12 protein-coding genes are annotated in these 15,904 nt (G+C 70.7%); 8 read left to right on the top strand and 4 right to left on the bottom strand.

What is annotated here, in order from left to right:
* Positions 1-17 precede the first annotated feature (17 nt).
* The 7 genes from LG391_RS10415 (at position 18) to LG391_RS10385 (ending at position 12,476) form a co-directional block, all read left to right on the top strand.
* Complete coding sequence (locus tag LG391_RS10415) at positions 18-4,358, top strand: non-ribosomal peptide synthetase (protein ID WP_225767948.1); 4,341 nt, start codon at positions 18-20, stop codon at positions 4,356-4,358.
* A 54-nt stretch (positions 4,359-4,412) separates the two neighbouring features.
* Positions 4,413-5,723 (top strand): glycosyltransferase, encoded by a 1,311-nt coding sequence (locus LG391_RS10410; RefSeq protein ID WP_225767947.1) that lies wholly within the window; start codon positions 4,413-4,415, stop codon positions 5,721-5,723.
* A gap of 15 nt (positions 5,724-5,738) precedes the next feature.
* Positions 5,739-6,962 carry an efflux RND transporter periplasmic adaptor subunit gene (locus tag LG391_RS10405; RefSeq protein ID WP_225767946.1) on the top strand — a complete coding sequence of 408 codons (1,224 nt, stop codon included), beginning with the start codon at positions 5,739-5,741 and terminating at the stop codon, positions 6,960-6,962.
* Between the two features lie 4 nt (positions 6,963-6,966).
* Positions 6,967-10,068 carry an efflux RND transporter permease subunit gene (locus LG391_RS10400; protein ID WP_225767945.1) on the top strand — a complete coding sequence of 1,034 codons (3,102 nt, stop codon included), beginning with the start codon at positions 6,967-6,969 and terminating at the stop codon, positions 10,066-10,068.
* 63 nt (positions 10,069-10,131) lie between these two features.
* Positions 10,132-11,097: a glycosyltransferase family 2 protein gene (locus LG391_RS10395; RefSeq protein WP_225767944.1), complete on the top strand. Its 966-nt coding sequence runs from the start codon at positions 10,132-10,134 to the stop codon at positions 11,095-11,097.
* Between the two features lie 99 nt (positions 11,098-11,196).
* Positions 11,197-12,273 carry an MFS transporter gene (locus LG391_RS10390; RefSeq protein ID WP_225767943.1) on the top strand — a complete coding sequence of 359 codons (1,077 nt, stop codon included), beginning with the start codon at positions 11,197-11,199 and terminating at the stop codon, positions 12,271-12,273.
* On the top strand, positions 12,270-12,476 hold the full coding sequence (locus LG391_RS10385; protein WP_225767942.1) for a hypothetical protein: 207 nt from the start codon (positions 12,270-12,272) through the stop codon (positions 12,474-12,476). The genes LG391_RS10390 and LG391_RS10385 overlap by 4 nt, the downstream gene beginning before the upstream one ends.
* 26 nt (positions 12,477-12,502) lie before the next feature.
* On the opposite strand, the gene LG391_RS10380 is transcribed toward LG391_RS10385, so the two are convergent.
* Together LG391_RS10380 and LG391_RS10375 are read right to left on the bottom strand one after the other, a co-directional pair.
* Positions 12,503-12,748, bottom strand: a complete 246-nt coding sequence (locus LG391_RS10380) for a hypothetical protein (protein WP_225767941.1) — start codon at positions 12,746-12,748, stop codon at positions 12,503-12,505.
* A 252-nt stretch (positions 12,749-13,000) separates the two neighbouring features.
* A complete protein-coding gene (locus LG391_RS10375) occupies positions 13,001-14,149 on the bottom strand; it encodes an esterase-like activity of phytase family protein (RefSeq protein ID WP_225767940.1) in 1,149 nt (382 codons plus the stop codon).
* A gap of 157 nt (positions 14,150-14,306) precedes the next feature.
* Between LG391_RS10375 and LG391_RS10370 the strand changes: the two genes are divergently transcribed.
* Positions 14,307-14,846, top strand: a complete 540-nt coding sequence (locus tag LG391_RS10370) for a metallophosphoesterase family protein (protein WP_225767939.1) — start codon at positions 14,307-14,309, stop codon at positions 14,844-14,846.
* On the opposite strand, the gene LG391_RS10365 is transcribed toward LG391_RS10370, so the two are convergent.
* Both LG391_RS10365 and LG391_RS10360 read right to left on the bottom strand, forming a co-directional pair.
* Positions 14,847-14,993, bottom strand: a complete 147-nt coding sequence (locus LG391_RS10365) for a hypothetical protein (protein WP_225767938.1) — start codon at positions 14,991-14,993, stop codon at positions 14,847-14,849.
* A gap of 106 nt (positions 14,994-15,099) precedes the next feature.
* Complete coding sequence (locus LG391_RS10360; RefSeq protein WP_225767937.1) at positions 15,100-15,897, bottom strand: helix-turn-helix domain-containing protein; 798 nt, start codon at positions 15,895-15,897, stop codon at positions 15,100-15,102.
* Between the last annotated feature and the right edge of the window lie 7 nt (positions 15,898-15,904).

Genomic DNA, 15,904 nt, shown 5'->3' with positions numbered 1-15,904 from the left:
TGCGAGCGAGTTGAGCCATGGACAGCATCGATTTCGGCAGCGTCTCGCTGCCCCTGACGACCGCCCAGACCGGCATGTGGCTGGCGCAGAAGTTCATGCCCGAGATCGAGTTCAACCTGGCCGAGGCGATCGAGATCCACGGACCGCTCGATGTCGGCCTGATGCAGGCGGCGCTGTGGCAGCTGACCCGGGAGGCCGAGGCGCTGCGCGTCCGCTTCGTCGAGTTCGATGATGGCCCGCGGCAGGTGATCCGGCCCGAATACGGGGGCGACATCCCCTTCATCGATTTCAGCGCCGAGGCGGACCCGCGGGACGCCGCCGGCCGCTGGATGAAGGCGGATTACGACCGGCCGCTGAACCCGCTGAGCGACGAGCTGTGGTTCTCCGCCGTCCTCAAGATCGCGGACGATGCCTTCATCTGGTACCACCGCGTCCACCACCTGCTGATGGACGGCCTGTCCGGCGGGCTGTGCACCCGCCGGGTCGCGGAGCTGTACACCGCGCTGATCGAAGGCCGCGCGCCGACGGACGCCACCGCGTTCGGCAGCCTGGCAGAGATCCTGGAGGAGGAGGCCGGCTATCGCGCCTCCAACCGGTTCCTGCGCGACCGCGAATACTGGATGGAGCGCTTCGCCGACACGCCGTCGCCGATCACGCTGTCCCACCGCCGCCCGGGGGCCGGCAGCCTGCTGCGCGACCGGTCCTTCATGGCGCCCGGGCTGGTGGCGTCGCTGCGCGCCCTGGCGCAGTCCTCGGGCGCGAGCCTGCCGCAGGTCCTGATCGCCCTGACCACCGCCTATCTCTACCGCGTGACCGGGGCCGAGGACCTGATCGTCGGCCTGACCGTCACCGCGCGGGCGAACGCCCGGATGCGGCGCACGCCGTCGATGCTGGCCAATGCCGTGCCGCTGCGGCTGCGGATGGATCCGGGCCTGAGCATGCAGGACGTGATCCGCCAGGTCGGCACCGAGGTCCGCCAGTGCCTGCGGCACCAGCAGTACCGCTACGAGGATCTGCGGCGCGACCTGAACCTGCTGCCGAACAACCAGCAGCTGTTCACCATGCTGGTGAACATCGAGCCCTTCGACTACGACCTGCGCTTCGGCGGCCTGCCGATGACGCCGCAGAACCTGTCGAACGGGTCGACCAACAATCTCGGCGTGTTCATCTACGACCGCGGCGACGACAAGGGCCTGTGCATCGACTTCGACGCCAATTCGGCGCTGTACACGGCCGAGGAGCTGGCCGGCCACCGCGAGCAGCTGCTGCGCCTGGCGCAGGCGATGCTGGCCGATCCCGGCCAGGCCATCGGCGCGATCGACATCCTGGCCCCGGAGGAGCGGCAGCGGATCCTGGTGGACTGGAACCGGACCGACCGGCCGGTCGAGCCGGACACGCTGACCGCGTTGCTCGACGCCCAAGCCGGGAGGTCGCCGGACGCGACCGCGCTGGTGTTCGAGCAGGACCAGCTGAGCTATGCCGAGCTGGACGTCCGGGCCAACCGGCTGGCCCGGCTGCTGGCCGCGCGCGGCGCCGGGCCGGAGCGGATCGTCGCCGTGGCACTGCCGCGGTCGGTCGAGCTGGTCGTCGGGCTGCTCGCCATCCTCAAGACCGGCGCCGCCTATCTGCCGATCGACCCGGACTATCCGCTGGACCGCATCGCCTTCATGCTCGGCGACGCCCGGCCGGTGACGGTGGTGACCAACCGCGACTTCGCCTGGGTGGTGCCGGACGACGCCGACCGCCTGGTGCTCGGCGCGGCGGAGACGGAGGCCGAACTGACCGCGGCCGACCCGACCGGCCTCAAGGCCGGCGGGCTGGAGCCGCTGCACCCCGCCTATGTGATCTACACCTCGGGGTCGACCGGCCGGCCGAAGGGCGTGGCCGTATCGCACGGCGCCATCGTCAACCGGCTGCGCTGGATGCAGGGCGAATACGGCCTGACGGCCGACGACCGCGTGCTGCAGAAGACGCCGTCCAGCTTCGACGTCTCGGTCTGGGAGTTCTTCTGGCCGCTGATTCAGGGCGCCACCCTGGTGGTCGCCCGGCCCGGCGGTCACCGCGACCCGGCCTATCTGGCCCGGCTGATCCGCGACGAGCGGATCACCACCCTCCACTTCGTCCCCTCGATGCTGCGCGCCTTCCTGCAGGAGCCGGAGGCGGCGGGCTGCACCGGGTTGCGGCGCGTCTTCTGCAGCGGCGAGGCCCTGCCCGAGGACCTCCAGACCCAGTTCCACAAGACGCTGCCGGTGCCGCTGCACAACCTGTACGGGCCGACCGAGGCCGCGGTCGACGTGACCTATTGGGAGTGCCGCCGCGATGCCGAGCCCGGTCCGGTGCCGCTGGGCCGGCCGATCTGGAACACCCAGCTCTACGTACTCGACCCCGGGCTGCAGCCCGTCCCGGTCGGCGTCAACGGCGAGCTGTACCTGGCCGGCGCCAACCTCGCCCGCGGCTACATCAACCGGTCGATGCTGACGGCCGAGCGCTTCGTGGCCAACCCCTACGGCCCGCCCGGCAGCCGGATGTACCGGACCGGCGACATCGCGCGCTGGCGGCCGGACGGCACCCTCGACTTCCTCGGCCGGGCCGACCACCAGGTCAAGCTGCGCGGCTTCCGCATCGAGCTCGGCGAGATCGAGGCGGCGCTGATCCGCACCCCTGCCGTCACCCAGGCGGCGGTGATCGCCCGCGAGGACCGGCCGGGCGACCAGTACCTGGCCGCCTATGTGGTGCTGGAGGCCGGCGCGATGCTGGATCCGGCGGCGCTGCGGCAGGAGCTGGGGCGGCATCTGCCCGATTACATGGTGCCGGCCACCTTCACCGCGCTGGACGCCCTGCCGCTGACGCCGAGCGGCAAGCTGGACCGCAAGGCGCTGCCGGCGCCGGAACGGCAGTCCGCCGCCGGCCATGTCGCGCCGCGGACGCCGACCGAGGCGACCCTGGCCGCGATCTGGGCCGAGACCTTCGGCCTCGAGCGGGTCGGCGTCGAGGACAACTTCTTCGAGCTCGGCGGCCATTCCATGCTGGTGGCGCAGCTGATCGGCCGCGTGAAGGCCACCTTCGCCGTCGACCTGCCGCTGGCCATGGTGTTCGAGGTCTCGACCATCGCCGGACTGGCGGAGAAGATCGACCAGGCCCTCGGCGACGGCCTCGCCGCCGCCGCGCTCGACCTCGCCGCCGACGCCCGCCTCGACGACAGCATCCAGCCGCAGGCGGCGCTGCCGCCGGTCGAGTTCCGGCAGGTGTTCCTGACCGGCGCCACCGGCTTCGTCGGCAGCCAGATCCTCGCCGCGCTGCTGCGCGACACCGATGCCCGCATCGTCTGCCTGGTGCGGGCGATGAGCCGGGGCGCGGCCCGGACCCGGCTGCGCCGGACCCTGGCGGAGCGCCAGCTGGCCGAGCTGTGGGACGACCGCCGCATCGAGGTCCTGATGGGCGACATGAGCGAGCCGGATCTCGGCCTCGACGCGGCCGGCATCGCGGTCATCCGCGACGAGTGCGACGCCATCTTCCACTGCGGCGCGATGATCGACTTCATGCAGGGCTATTCCGCCCTCAAGGCGTCCAACGTCGAGTCGGTGCGCACGCTGATCGGCTGGACCGCGAGCGGCCGGCCGAAGGCCCTGCACTACGTCTCGACCCAGTCGGTGATCGACCCGGCCAGCGGCCCGGTCGTGGTGACCGAGGCGTCGGCGCTGGAGAGCTGGCAGGGGCTGGTCGGCGGCTACAGCCAGAGCAAATGGGTCGGCGACACGCTGGTGCGGCAGGCCCAGGCGCGCGGCCTGCCGGTGTCGGTCTATCGCCTGGGCACCGTCACCGGCGACCGCCTCTCGGCGATCTGCAACGACCGCGACATGATCTGGCGGGTGGTGCGGGCCTCGGCCGGCCTCGGCGCCATCCCCGACATCCACCTGCCGATGACCCCGGCCGACGACATCGCCGACGCGATGCTGCGGCTGGCGCGCAGCGACGCGCCCTGGGGCGGCGTCTACCACCTGGTCAGCCAGGGCACCGTCCATCTGCGCGACATGGTGCCGATCCTGCAGCGGCTGGGCCTGCCGATCGAGCTGCTGCCGGTGGGGGCCTGGCTGGAGCGGGCGCAGCTGGGCCGGCTCGACAGCCGCGACCACGACCTCGCCACCGTGCTCTCGATCTTCGGCGAGTACGACACGTCGGTCACCCTGCCGACCCTGTCCTTCGACGCCACCCATGCGCGGCTGGCGGAGCTCGGCGGCACCATCCCGCCGGTCGGGCCGGAGCTGATCGAGCGCTACCTGCGCAACCTGAAGATCGTGGACCCGGTCGAGACGGCCGAGGCCTGGACGCCGGAGCCGACCCCCGTCGCCGCCGAGTGACCTGCAGCAAGGCCGGGCGGCACGAGCGCCGCCCGGCGGAAGGACCGATCCGATATGGCCCGTTTCATCGTCGCCGCGACCGCCCTGCCCGGCCACGTCTCGCCGCTTCTCGCCATCGCGCATCATCTCGTCGGCCTGGGTCACGAGGTCGTCGTGCACACCGCCAGCCTGTTCCGGAAGAAGGCGGAGGCCACCGGGGCGCGCTTCGTCCCGTTCCGCGCCGAGATCGACCTCGACTACCGCAAAGTCGACGAGCATTTCCCGGAGTATCGCGAGGCGAAGCCCGGGCCCGAGAAGATGATGTTCGGCCTGAAGCATTTCGTCTGCGACGCGATGCTGGGCCAGAAGGCCGGGCTGGAGGAGATCCTGGACGGCTTCCCGGCCGACGCCATCCTGGGCGACACCGTCTTCGCCGGCGCCATTCCGATGCTGCTGGGCCCGCGCCATGCCAGGCCGGCGGTGGTCACGCTGGGCATCACCGCGCTGGCCGCGACCAGCGTCGACACCGCCTTCTTCGGCTCCGGCCTGCCGCCTTCCTCGACCGCGGAGGGACGGGCCCGCAACATCGCCATGCACCGGACCATGCAGTCCCTGTGCGCCGGCATGCAGCAGGGGTTCGACGACACGCTGGCGTCGATCGGCTGCCCGCCGCTGCCGGAGTTCATGTTCGACAGCTTCATCATCCTGCCCGACCATTACCTGCAGCTGACCGGCGAATCCTTCGAGTATCCGCGCAGCGACCTGCCCGAGACGGTGCGCTTCGTCGGCCCCCTGCTGGCGCCGCCGACCAAGGCCTTCGCCCCGCCCGGCTGGTGGGGCGAGCTGGACGGCGGCCGGCCGGTGGTGCTGGCCACCCAGGGCACGCTGGCGAACGAGGATTTCAGCCAGCTGATCGGCCCGACCCTGACCGGGCTCGCCGGCGAGGACGCGCTGGTCATCGCCACCACCGGCGGCCCGCCGGTCGAGGCGATCCCGGTGCCGATCCCGGCGAATGCCCGCGCCGAGCGCTTCGTGCCCTATGACCGGCTGTTGCCCAAGGTCGACGTGTTCGTCACCAATGGCGGCTATGGCTCGGTCAATTACGCCCTCAGCCTCGGCGTCCCGATCGTAGTGGCGGGCGACACCGAGGAGAAGCCGGAGATCGCGGCCCGCGTGGCCTGGAGCGGCGCCGGGATCAATCTCGGCACCGGCCAGCCGCGGCCGGAGCAGGTCCGCGACGCGGTCCGCGCCGTGCTGTCCGATCCGCGCTACCGGCGCCGGGCCCAGGCGCTGCAGGCCGATTTCGCCCGCCACGACGCCCGCCGCGAGATCGCCGCAATCCTGGAGGATCTGGTTCCCCGTCAGCAGCGCCGCGCCTCGGCCTGAGGGAGGGATCCGGTGATGAGTGGTGTTCGTCCCCGCTGGCGTTCCCGCCGGCTCGGTCTCCTGGCGCTGGCGGTGGTGGGTCTTTCGGTGGCGGCCGGCGGCTGGCGCATCCTGGCCTCCGACCGCGTCGCGCCGCCGGCCGGCGATCCGACGACCCCGGCCCCGGTCACCTCGATCGCCCGGGCGGAGCTGCACGAGGTGGTCGAGACTCTGGCCGTGACCGGCACGCTGGCGGCCCGCGAGGAGGTGCTGGTCGGGGCCGAAGTCGACGGGCTGCGCATCGTCACCATCGACGCCGATGTCGGCGACCGGGTCGCCGCCGGCCAGGTGCTGGCCCGGCTGGACCACGCCCAGTTGGACACCCAGCTGGCCCAGAGCGAGGCCAGCATCGCCAAGGCCGAGGCCGCGATCCAGCAGGCCCAGGCCTCGGTCGCCGAAGCCCAGGCCTCGGCCATCCAGTCCCAGGCCTCGCTGGAGCGGACGCAGACCCTGCGCGCCAACGGCAACACCTCGGCCGAGCAGCTGCTGGCGCGGCAGACCGAGGTCAAGGTCGCCGAGGCCCGCATCGCCTCGGCCCAGGAGACGGCGCGCTCGGCCATGGCCGACAAGGCCCTGGCCCAGGCGCAGCGGGACGATGTCGCCCTGCGCATCGCCCGGGCCGAGATCAAAGCCCCGGTGGCCGGCGTGGTGTCGGAGCGGCAGGCCCGGATCGGCGCCGTGGTCGGGATGTCGAGCGCGCCGCTGTTCCGGCTGATCCGCGACGGCGAGGTCGAGTTCCTGGCCGAGGTGACCGAGACCGGCATGCCGCGCGTCGCTGTCGGCCAGCCGGCGGAGCTGCAGCTGACCGGCTTCGACCGGCCGGTGCGCGGCACGGTGCGGCTGGTCGACCCGACGGTCGACGCCACCAGCCGCCTCGGCCGCGTCGCCGTCACCCTGCCGGCCGAGCCCGGGCTGCGCCCCGGCGTCTTCGCCCAAGGGACGATCGAGACCGGCCGCCGGCAGGCGCTGACCGTGCCGCTGTCGGCGGTGTTCTTCAGCGCCGAGGGCGCCTATGTCCAGGCGGTGCGCGACGCCGTGGTCGAACGCCGGCCGGTCGAGACCGGCTTCGTCGGCGACGGCCGCGTCGAGATCCGCCGCGGCCTGGCCCAGGGCGAGGCCGTGGTGCTGAAGGCCGGCAGCTTCCTGCGCAGCGGCGACCGCATCGCTCCGGTGCCGCCGCCGGTGGCCAGGGCGGACTGATCCCATGGCGCTGAACATCTCGGCCTGGTCGATCCGCAAGCCGATCCCGCCGCTGGTGCTGTTCGCGGTGCTGATCGTGCTCGGCTTCGTCAGCTTCCGGTCGCTGCCGGTCACCCAGATGCCGAACATCGACGTGCCGGTGGTGACCGTCACCATCGCCCAGGCCGGCGCGGCGCCGAGCGAGCTGGAGACCCAGGTGGCCCGGCCGGTCGAGGACGCCGTGGCCGGGCTGACCGGGGTCAAGCACGTCACCTCCGCCCTGTCCGACGGCGCCGCCGTCACCATGGTCGAGTTCGTGCTGGACACGCCGACCGACCGCGCCGTGAACGACGTCCGCGACGCCATCTCCAAGATCCGCTCCACCCTGCCGCAGAGCATCGAGGAGCCGGTGATCCAGCGCATCGACGTCGCCGGGCTGCCGATTCTGACCTATGCCGCGTCGATCCCCGGCATGAGCGTCGACCAGCTGTCCTGGTTCGTCGACGACACGGTGGTGCGGGCGATGCAGGGCGTGCCGGGCATCGCCCAGGTCAAGCGCATCGGCGGCGTCGACCGCGAGATCCGGGTCGAGCTGAAACCGGACCGGCTGGCGGCCCTCGGCATCACCGCGTCGGAGGTCAACGACCAGCTGCGCGCCAGCAACATCGACCTGGCCGGCGGCCGCGGCACGGTCGGCGTGCAGGAGCAGTCGATCCGCACCCTGGCCGGGGCGGCGACGGTGGAGCAGCTGGCGCAGCGCCGCATCAGCCTGCCCGGCGGCCGCCAGGCGCTGCTGCAGGACCTGGCCACCGTGACCGATGGCGGGGCCGAGCCGCGGACCTTCGCCCGGGTCGACGGCAAGCCCGTGGTCGCCTTCAGCCTGTACCGGGCCAAGGGCTTCTCCGACGTCGTCGTCGCCGACGCCGCCCAGGCGCGGCTGCAGCAACTGGCGGTCGAGCATCCGGAGCTGCAGGTCAGCGAGATCGACAACCTGGTGCGCTACACCCGCGCCGATTACGACATGACCATGGAGACGCTGATCGAAGGCGCCATCCTGGCCGTCATCGTCGTCTTCCTGTTCCTGCGCGACATCCGCGCCACCATCATCTCCGCCCTCGCCATCCCGCTGTCGGTGCTGCCGACCTTCGCGATGATGGAGGCGCTGGGCTTCTCGCTGAACTCGATCAGCCTGCTGGCCATCACCCTGGCCACCGGCATCCTGGTCGACGACGCCATCGTCGAGATCGAGAACATCGTCCGCCACATGCGCATGGGCAAGTCGCCCTACCGCGCCGCGATCCAGGCGGCGGACGAGATCGGCCTGGCCGTGGTCGCCACCACCATGACCATCGTCGCGGTGTTCCTGCCGGTCAGCTTCATGGGCGGCATCGCCGGCCAGTATTTCAAGCAGTTCGGCATCACCGTGGCCGTGGCCGTCACCTTCTCGCTGCTGGTGGCGCGGCTGGTGACGCCGCTGATGGCCGCCTATCTGATGCGCGACCACGGGCAGCATGAGGAGCGCGACGGCGCGGCGATGCGCTTCTACCTGCGGCTGCTGGACTGGTCGATCCGGCATCGCGGCCGCACCATCGCCGCCGGCCTGGCCATCTTCGTCGCCTCCGCCGCCCTGGCCAGCCTGTTCCCGACCGGCCTCTTGCCGAACAACGACATCTCCCGCTCCTCCCTGTCGATCGAGCTGCCGCCGGGATCGACGCTGGAGGACACCCAGGCCGTGGCCGACCGGCTGTCGACCCTGTTCCGCGCCCAGCCGGAGGTGAAGAGCGTCTATGCCGTCCTCGGCGGCGACGGCGTCAACCCGCTCGACATTGTCGGCGGCGAGGTGCGCAAGGCCACCATCGTCGCCACCCTGGTGCCGCGGGCCGAGCGCAGCCTGGACCAGAAGGCGTGGGAAAGCGCGATGCGGCCGAAGATCGCCGCCGAGCCCGATCTGCGCTTCAGCTTCAGCGCCGGCGGCGCGCGGGAATACACCCTGCTGCTGTCCGGCAACGATTCCGAGGAGCTGGTGCGGACGTCGCTCGCCATCGAGCGCGAGATCCGCGAGCGGGTGCCGGTGCTGGCCAATGTCGTGTCCACCGCCGCGATCGACCGGCCGGAGATCCGCATCGTGCCGCGCCTGGCCGAAGCCGCGGCGCTGGGCGTGTCGGTGGCGCAGATCGCCGAGACGGTGCGGATCGCGACGCTGGGCGACATCTCGGCCAATCTGGCCAAGTTCTCCGCCGGCGACCGCCAGGTGCCGATCCGGGTGCAGATCGCCGAGAACGCCCGCGGCAAGCTGGCCACCTTCGAGACGCTGCGGGTGCCGACCGCGACCGGCGGCAAGGTGCCGCTGACCTCGGTCGCCCATATCGCCTTCGGCGAGGGCGCCACCACCATCGACCGCTACGACCGCCAGCGCCGCGTCTCGATCGAGGGCGACCTGGTGGGCAAGACGCCGCTGGGCGAGGCGATGACCGCGGTGCTGGCGCTGCCCTCCGTCCGCAACCTGCCGCCCGGCGTCAGCATCCGGCCCTTCGGCGACGCCGAGATCATGCAGGAGGTGTTCTCGGGCTTCACCCTGGCGATGGGCGCCGGCGTGCTGATGGTGTTCGCCGTGCTGGTGCTGCTGTTCGCCGACATCGCCCAGCCGGTCACCATCCTGGTGTCGCTGCCGCTGTCGATCGGCGGCGCCTTCCTGGCCCTCCTGGCCACCGGCTACCCGATCAGCCTGCCGGTGGTGATCGGCATCCTGATGCTGCTGGGCATCGTCACCAAGAACGCGATCCTCCTGGTCGATTTCGCGATCGAGGCGATCGCCGCCGGCGCCGGCCGCACCGAGGCGCTGATCGAGGCCGGCCGCAAGCGGGCCCGGCCGGTGGTGATGACCACCGTGGCGATGATCGCCGGCATGGTGCCCTCGGCCATCGGCCTGGGCGAGGGCGGCGCCTTCCGCTCGCCCATGGCGTCGGTGGTGATCGGCGGGCTGATCACCTCGACCGTGCTGAGCCTGGTGTTCGTGCCGGCGGTGTTCACCGTGCTGGACGACCTGAACCGGGCGTGCGGCCGCGTCTTCGGCCGCTTCGTCGGCGCCCGCGACGAGCCGGAGCCGGCCGCGCCGCCGGCGGAATAGACGAAATCATCGGAGTCGCAGGACATCTCGGGGCGGTTCACATAGGGGATACGGTGAGGCCAAATGACAGTTCTTGGGGCAGTCGTCGTCCTATTCCACCCGACGGCGGAGCAAATCGCACGAGCTGTCGAGCTGCGCCGACACTGCGATGACCTTGTGGTCGTGGACAACACACCGCAACCTGACAATCGCCTGGCAATACTATTCGAAGAACACGACATCACTTTTATAAACGAAATGAATAAAAACGGCATTGCCGGCGCTCACAATCGTGGATTGACAATTCAGTTCGAACGGGGCGCGGATGCAGTCGCCCTCATCGATCAGGACTCGGTGATGCCGGCGGACTATTTTCCGGTCATGCGCGAGATTTGCACGACGCTGGGCTCGCAGCCCTTCATGGCGGGACCCCGGATTTTCGAAGAAGTCGCTCAACAGTATCTCCCCATACTGGAAAGCAATGGTATTTCCCTACGGCAGATTGACATAGATACCAATGCCACCACGCAGCGTTGTGCATTCCTGATCGCTTCTGGTTGCATGATCTCACGCACGGCCTTTGCGAAGCTCGGTCCGCTCGACGAGAAGCTCTTCATTGATCACGTCGATATCGAATATTGTTTCAGAGCGCGCGCCTGCGATGTTCCGCTATACACGACCCCGGCACTGACACTGTCGCATCGGCTCGCGGATCTGCGTCGCCATAAGCTGGGCCCGTTCAGGATGATGACGGTGAATCATCCTTGGTACCGGCGCTATTACAACGCCCGCAACGCTGTTCATCTTTTATTTCGATATGGCAGGCGATATCCGATTGTGTCCATGCTGAATTTGTTGACCTTGAGGGAGATTTTTTGTGTCGCGCTGCTTGAGGATGCCAAGCTCGCCAAGCTCACCGGCATATTGATGGGAATTGTGGACGGGCTGTCCGGCCGCCTCGGGCCCCTTGAGCATACACGTCCACGATTGGTCGCGCGCTTTGCGCACGGGGCCCCGTCAGCGACGGCTCGAGCCGAGGCCGGGTCGTAGCAGGCGCGGCCAGCCGTTCCGGGAGCGGGAGGTGAGCGGCGCCGTCATGGTGTCGCGGTGCGGAAGATCCAGGGCCGGTCCATGTTTGGAGAGATGCAGATGTCCAGCCCGCCTCCGCGCCGACCGGACCGCGCCGCGGTCGCCTTCGTGTTCGTCACCATCCTGCTCGACACCCTCTCGCTCGGCGTGATCGTGCCGGTCCTGCCCAGGCTGATCGTCGAGTTCGAGGGTGGCGACATGGCGCGGGCGGCGTCGATCACCGGGCTGTTCGGCCTGGCCTGGGCGGCGATGCAGTTCATGGCCTCGCCGGTGCTGGGCGCGCTGTCCGACCGGTTCGGGCGGCGGCCGGTGATCCTCCTGTCCAATCTCGGCCTCGGCCTCGACTATGTGCTGATGGCGCTGGCCCCGAACCTGGCCTGGCTGCTGGTCGGGCGGCTGGTCTCCGGCATCACCTCCGCCAGCGCCTCGACCGCCGTCGCCTATGTCGCCGACGTGACCCCGCCGGAGCAACGCGCCGCCAAGTTCGGGCTGCTCGGCGCCGCCTTCGGCTTCGGCTTCATCGCCGGCCCGGCGCTGGGCGGGCTGCTGGCCGGCATCGATCCCAGGCTGCCGTTCTGGGCCGCGGCGGCGCTCAGCCTGGCCAACGCCGCCTACGGCCTGCTGATCCTGCCGGAATCGCTGCCGCCGGAACGGCGCGCCCGCTTCACCTGGCACGGTGCCAGCCCCTTCGGCGCCATGGCGCTGCTGCGCTCATGCCCGGCGCTGCTCGGCCTCGCCGGCGCGGCTTTCCTGATGTTCCTGGCACAGGAGTCGATACCCCATCTCTACGTGCTCTACGCCATCGAGCGTTACGGCTGGGACGAGGCGGCGATCGGGCTGGCGCTGGCGGCGGCCGGTGCCGGATCGGTGGTGGTGTCGGCGGCCCTGACCGGCCCGGCCGTGGCCCGGCTGGGCGAACGCCGGGCGATGGCCATGGGACTGGTCTTCGGTATTGCCGGCTTCGCCCTGTTCGCCCTGGCCCGGACCGGCTGGCAGTCCCTGGCGGCGATCCCGTTGCTCTCGCTGTCGGCCCTGACCGGGCCGGCGCTGCAGGCACTGATGTCGCGCCGGGCGGGGCGGACGAGCAGGGGCGGCTGCAGGGGGCGCTGGCGGGGCTGCGCGGCATCACCGGCATGATCGGCCCGGTGCTGTTCACCCAGAGCTTCGCGCTCGGCATCGCGCCGGGGGCCGGCCTGGAGTCGCCCGGCCTGCCCTACGGGCTGGCGGCAGCGCTGCTGGCGATGGCCCTGGTGCTGGCCTGGCGGATCACCCGAGGGGAAGGCGTCCGGTCGGATGCGGAGCCGGCCCTGCCGCCGGCGGAATATCGCGGCGGGCCGTAGGTCGGGTTCGCGACTGCGAACCCGACCTACATCCGCAGAATTAGGTCGAGCGGATGCGACGCCGGACGATGCGGCGGCAGCCCGACGTCGCGGCGCTCGTGGTCGGTCAGCCACTCGACCGACAGGGCACGGCTCCGGCGGCGGCGCAGCGTCTCGACCAGGAGGACGAGGCGCAGCCCCAGGCCGAGGCGGACCGGGCGCAGCGGCGCCTCGATTTCGACCGACGGCACAAGCCGGAGATACGGTACCCTGCCGGAAGCGGGCGGGTTCATGACCCAGATCCTTTCGTGAGCGGTGGAGAGGCAACAAAAAACCCGCCGGGAGATCCGCGGCGGGTTCGGGTGAACGCGAGGGGGGAGACGATGCGGGCCTAGGCCCTCGGAGACTCCCTGTCCTGAACGCGCAACACGCCCGCCGCCGGACGGATCCGACGTCGCATATGCTGCGAGATGTTGAGGACAGCGTTCATGCCGGCAGGATCGGGGACGGCACCGTCCCCGTCAATGGCTTCTGGTGCTCCGTGCTCAGTCCCACCGTCCCGGCCGGCGCAGCTCGAACACCAGGGCCTCGGTGATCTGCGTCGCGCTGAAATTGTCGTCGGACATCACCACCAGGGTCGGGTTGCCGTTGCGCAGCCGCGGGCCCCAGCCCATCGCCTCGAAATTGTCGAGGCGGACGCCGCTCAGCGTGTCGAAATCGAGCAGCAGCGTCTTGCGCATCGGCCGCCACCCGCCCCCGGCCAGGGAGTCGATCCGCGAGACGTCGGTCGCGCCGGCCCGGTCGGCGACATAGAGCCGGAGCTTGTTGCCGACCCCGGCAATGAAGGTGCGTTCCAGGACCAGGAGCTCGCGGCCGAAGCCGGGGCCGGACAGGATCTCCGACACCCCGAAGCTGCCGCTGCCGCCCGCCGGCAGCGGGTCGGTCACATAGACATACTCCGGCCCGGCCTTGCCCGTCAGCGTATCGAAGGCGATGATCCTGACCGGGCCGGGCGCGGGCGTCGCCGGGATGTCGGCATCCTGGATCAGCGGCGCTTCCATCGAGGCGAACAGCGTCCGCCCGTCGCGGGAGAGCGCCAGCCCTTCGAACACCAGGTTGTTGCGCGGGCCGCTCTTGCCGTCGCCCGACACCCTGAAGCGCCGCGGCAGATCCATGCTGCGGCGGAGAGTGCCGCCCGGCGAGGCGACGTTGATCGACGGGTCGATGCCGGCGGAGATGTCGCCCTCGCTGCTCCAGTACAGGATGCCGCGCAGCGGGTCGCGCCGGATCGATTCGGGGTCGACCGTGCCCGGGGCGAAGGTCTGCCCGGCCTTGTCGCGCAGCGGCGTCACGCCGGTGACCCGGATGCCGCGCACGGACTGCGCGTCGTAGTCGATCGCGAGGGTGTAGAAGCGGGCCGGGCCGGTGGCCGAGCGATCGTCGCTCAAGGCCGTCCAGCGGGCGTTGACCGGATCCCAGTCCAGCCCGGACAGGCCGCCGACGACGGTACCCTGGAACTCGAGCCCATGCGGCAGCGCCGCCTGGCCGATCAGCCGCAGCTCGCCGATCCTGCCGCCGTGACCCGGCCAGCCATGCTGCCCGGTATCGGACGCCAACGTCTGCGCCTGGCCAGGCTGCGCGCCGAGCAGCGCGGCGGCGGCCCAAAGGGCGGCCACGACGGAACGAATCGTCATTCCCCCACCTCCGTTGGATTCGATCTTCCAGGGGGAAGAAGCACGGTCCGGATTGGCTCACAAAGTTAATTTATTGTGACGAACCTGTTGTTCTATTTGCATAATTCGATGTCGTGATCTTCCCGGACTCCCCCCGCGCCTTGGCCGAGACTGCAACATGACCGTGTTCTTCACCAGCGACACCCATTTCGGCGATCCGCGCGTGCTGCGGATCGACCGGCGGCCCTTTGCCAGCGTGGCGGAGCACGACGAGGCGCTGGTCGCGCTGTGGAACGAGACTGTGGGCCCCGAGGACGAGGTCTGGCATCTCGGCGACTTTGCGCTGGGCCCGAAGCCGGAGGCGGTGGCGGCGCTGCTGGGCCGGCTGAACGGCCGCAAGCACCTGATCAGCGGCAACAATGACGGGCCGGGGACGCTGGCGGCGCCGGGCTGGGAGTCGGTGCAGGCCTATGCCGAGCTGAGGATCGAGGGGCGGCACCTGATCCTGTGCCACTACCCGTTCCGCACCTGGAACCAGATCGGCCGCGGGTCGGTGAACCTGCACGGCCATTCGCATGGCCGGCTGACGCCGGCGACGCGGCAATACGATGTCGGGGTCGATGTGCAGGAGCTGAGGCCGGCGACGCTGGACCGGATCATCGCACGGAAGCGCCGGCGGAAGCCGTTCGCGGGACGGGAGGAACCGAAAGGGGTGTGATCAGACCTCGGGGTCCGGCAGCGGCCGGCGGCAGCGATGCGGGACGCGATTCGCCTTGCGCAGCGCGGCGTGCAGCTCACGCTCATGCCCGTCATCATCGCCCATGGCGGCCGCGAGCAACCGCACCCAGTTCCACACCTTCCGCATCGGCCGGCTCCCCTCAAGGAAGTCTCGATCCCATGTGACCCGGTTACGGGAATTATGTCAAATACAAGACGAGGACAATTTTGTTACAAAGCATTGCCGACCCGGCTCAGCCCAGGCGGCGCAAGGCTTCGGCGGTGGCGGCGTCGGCCGGGAAGAAGGACTCCACCGCCAGCTCCGACAGGGTGACGTCGACCGGCGTGCCGAACACCGTTGTGGTCGACAGGAAGGACAGGATCCCGGAGTCGGTCACGAGGCGGAACGGCACGACGACGTCGGGATGCGCCTCCTCCGCCGGGGCGAGCGCCGCGACCTTGGAGGGCGGGGCCGGGTAGGCCCGCAGCTCCGCCAGCAGTTCGACCAGCACCGGGTCGCCGGCCGAGTCGATCTGGCGCTGCAGCCGCTCCAGCAGATGGCCGCGCCATTCGGCATAGTTCACGATCCGCGGCGCCAGCCCGTCCGGATGCAGGCCGAGCCGCAGCACGTTGACCGGCGGCTGCAGCAGCGTCGCCGATACCCCGTCCAGCAGCAGCGGCACTGCGGCGTTGGCGGCGACCAGCTGCCAGTGGCGGTCGACCGCCCGCGCCGGGGTCGGGGCATGCGCCTCGATCACCCGCTCCACCGCCCGCCGGGCCAGGGCTAGGGCCGGGTCGTCCAGCGGCCGCACCGGATAGGCCGGGGCGAAGCCGGCGGCGACCAGCAGCGTATTGCGCTCGCGCAGCGGCACCTCCAGCCGCTCGGCCAGATGCAGCACCATCTCGCGGCTCGGCCGCGACCGCCCGGTCTCGATGAAGGAGAGATGGCGGGTGGAGATGTCGGCCTCGCAGGCGAGGTCGAGCTGGCTGAGGCGGCGGCGCCGGCGCCAGTCGCGCAGATGGTCGCCGAAGCTGGGAGCGGTCTTGGCCATGCGCCGA

Origin of the sequence: Inquilinus sp. Marseille-Q2685 (genome assembly GCF_916619195.1) — a bacterium.
Lineage (GTDB): Bacteria > Pseudomonadota > Alphaproteobacteria > DSM-16000 > Inquilinaceae > Inquilinus.
Note: the sequence above shows the minus strand (reverse complement) of the source record. Positions and strands in the feature narration are given on the sequence as shown.

What these genes read in the sequence shown, in the direction of transcription:
- LG391_RS10415 (WP_225767948.1), top strand. Translation starts at nt 18, where the DNA reads ATGGACAGCATCGATTTCGGCAGCGTCTCGCTGCCCCTGACGACCGCC.
- LG391_RS10410 (WP_225767947.1), top strand. Translation starts at nt 4,413, where the DNA reads ATGGCCCGTTTCATCGTCGCCGCGACCGCCCTGCCCGGCCACGTCTCG.
- LG391_RS10405 (WP_225767946.1), top strand. Translation starts at nt 5,739, where the DNA reads ATGAGTGGTGTTCGTCCCCGCTGGCGTTCCCGCCGGCTCGGTCTCCTG.
- LG391_RS10400 (WP_225767945.1), top strand. Translation starts at nt 6,967, where the DNA reads ATGGCGCTGAACATCTCGGCCTGGTCGATCCGCAAGCCGATCCCGCCG.
- LG391_RS10395 (WP_225767944.1), top strand. Translation starts at nt 10,132, where the DNA reads ATGACAGTTCTTGGGGCAGTCGTCGTCCTATTCCACCCGACGGCGGAG.
- LG391_RS10390 (WP_225767943.1), top strand. Translation starts at nt 11,197, where the DNA reads ATGTCCAGCCCGCCTCCGCGCCGACCGGACCGCGCCGCGGTCGCCTTC.
- LG391_RS10385 (WP_225767942.1), top strand. Translation starts at nt 12,270, where the DNA reads ATGATCGGCCCGGTGCTGTTCACCCAGAGCTTCGCGCTCGGCATCGCG.
- LG391_RS10380 (WP_225767941.1), bottom strand. Translation starts at nt 12,748, where the DNA reads ATGAACCCGCCCGCTTCCGGCAGGGTACCGTATCTCCGGCTTGTGCCG.
- LG391_RS10375 (WP_225767940.1), bottom strand. Translation starts at nt 14,149, where the DNA reads ATGACGATTCGTTCCGTCGTGGCCGCCCTTTGGGCCGCCGCCGCGCTG.
- LG391_RS10370 (WP_225767939.1), top strand. Translation starts at nt 14,307, where the DNA reads ATGACCGTGTTCTTCACCAGCGACACCCATTTCGGCGATCCGCGCGTG.
- LG391_RS10365 (WP_225767938.1), bottom strand. Translation starts at nt 14,993, where the DNA reads ATGCGGAAGGTGTGGAACTGGGTGCGGTTGCTCGCGGCCGCCATGGGC.
- LG391_RS10360 (WP_225767937.1), bottom strand. Translation starts at nt 15,897, where the DNA reads ATGGCCAAGACCGCTCCCAGCTTCGGCGACCATCTGCGCGACTGGCGC.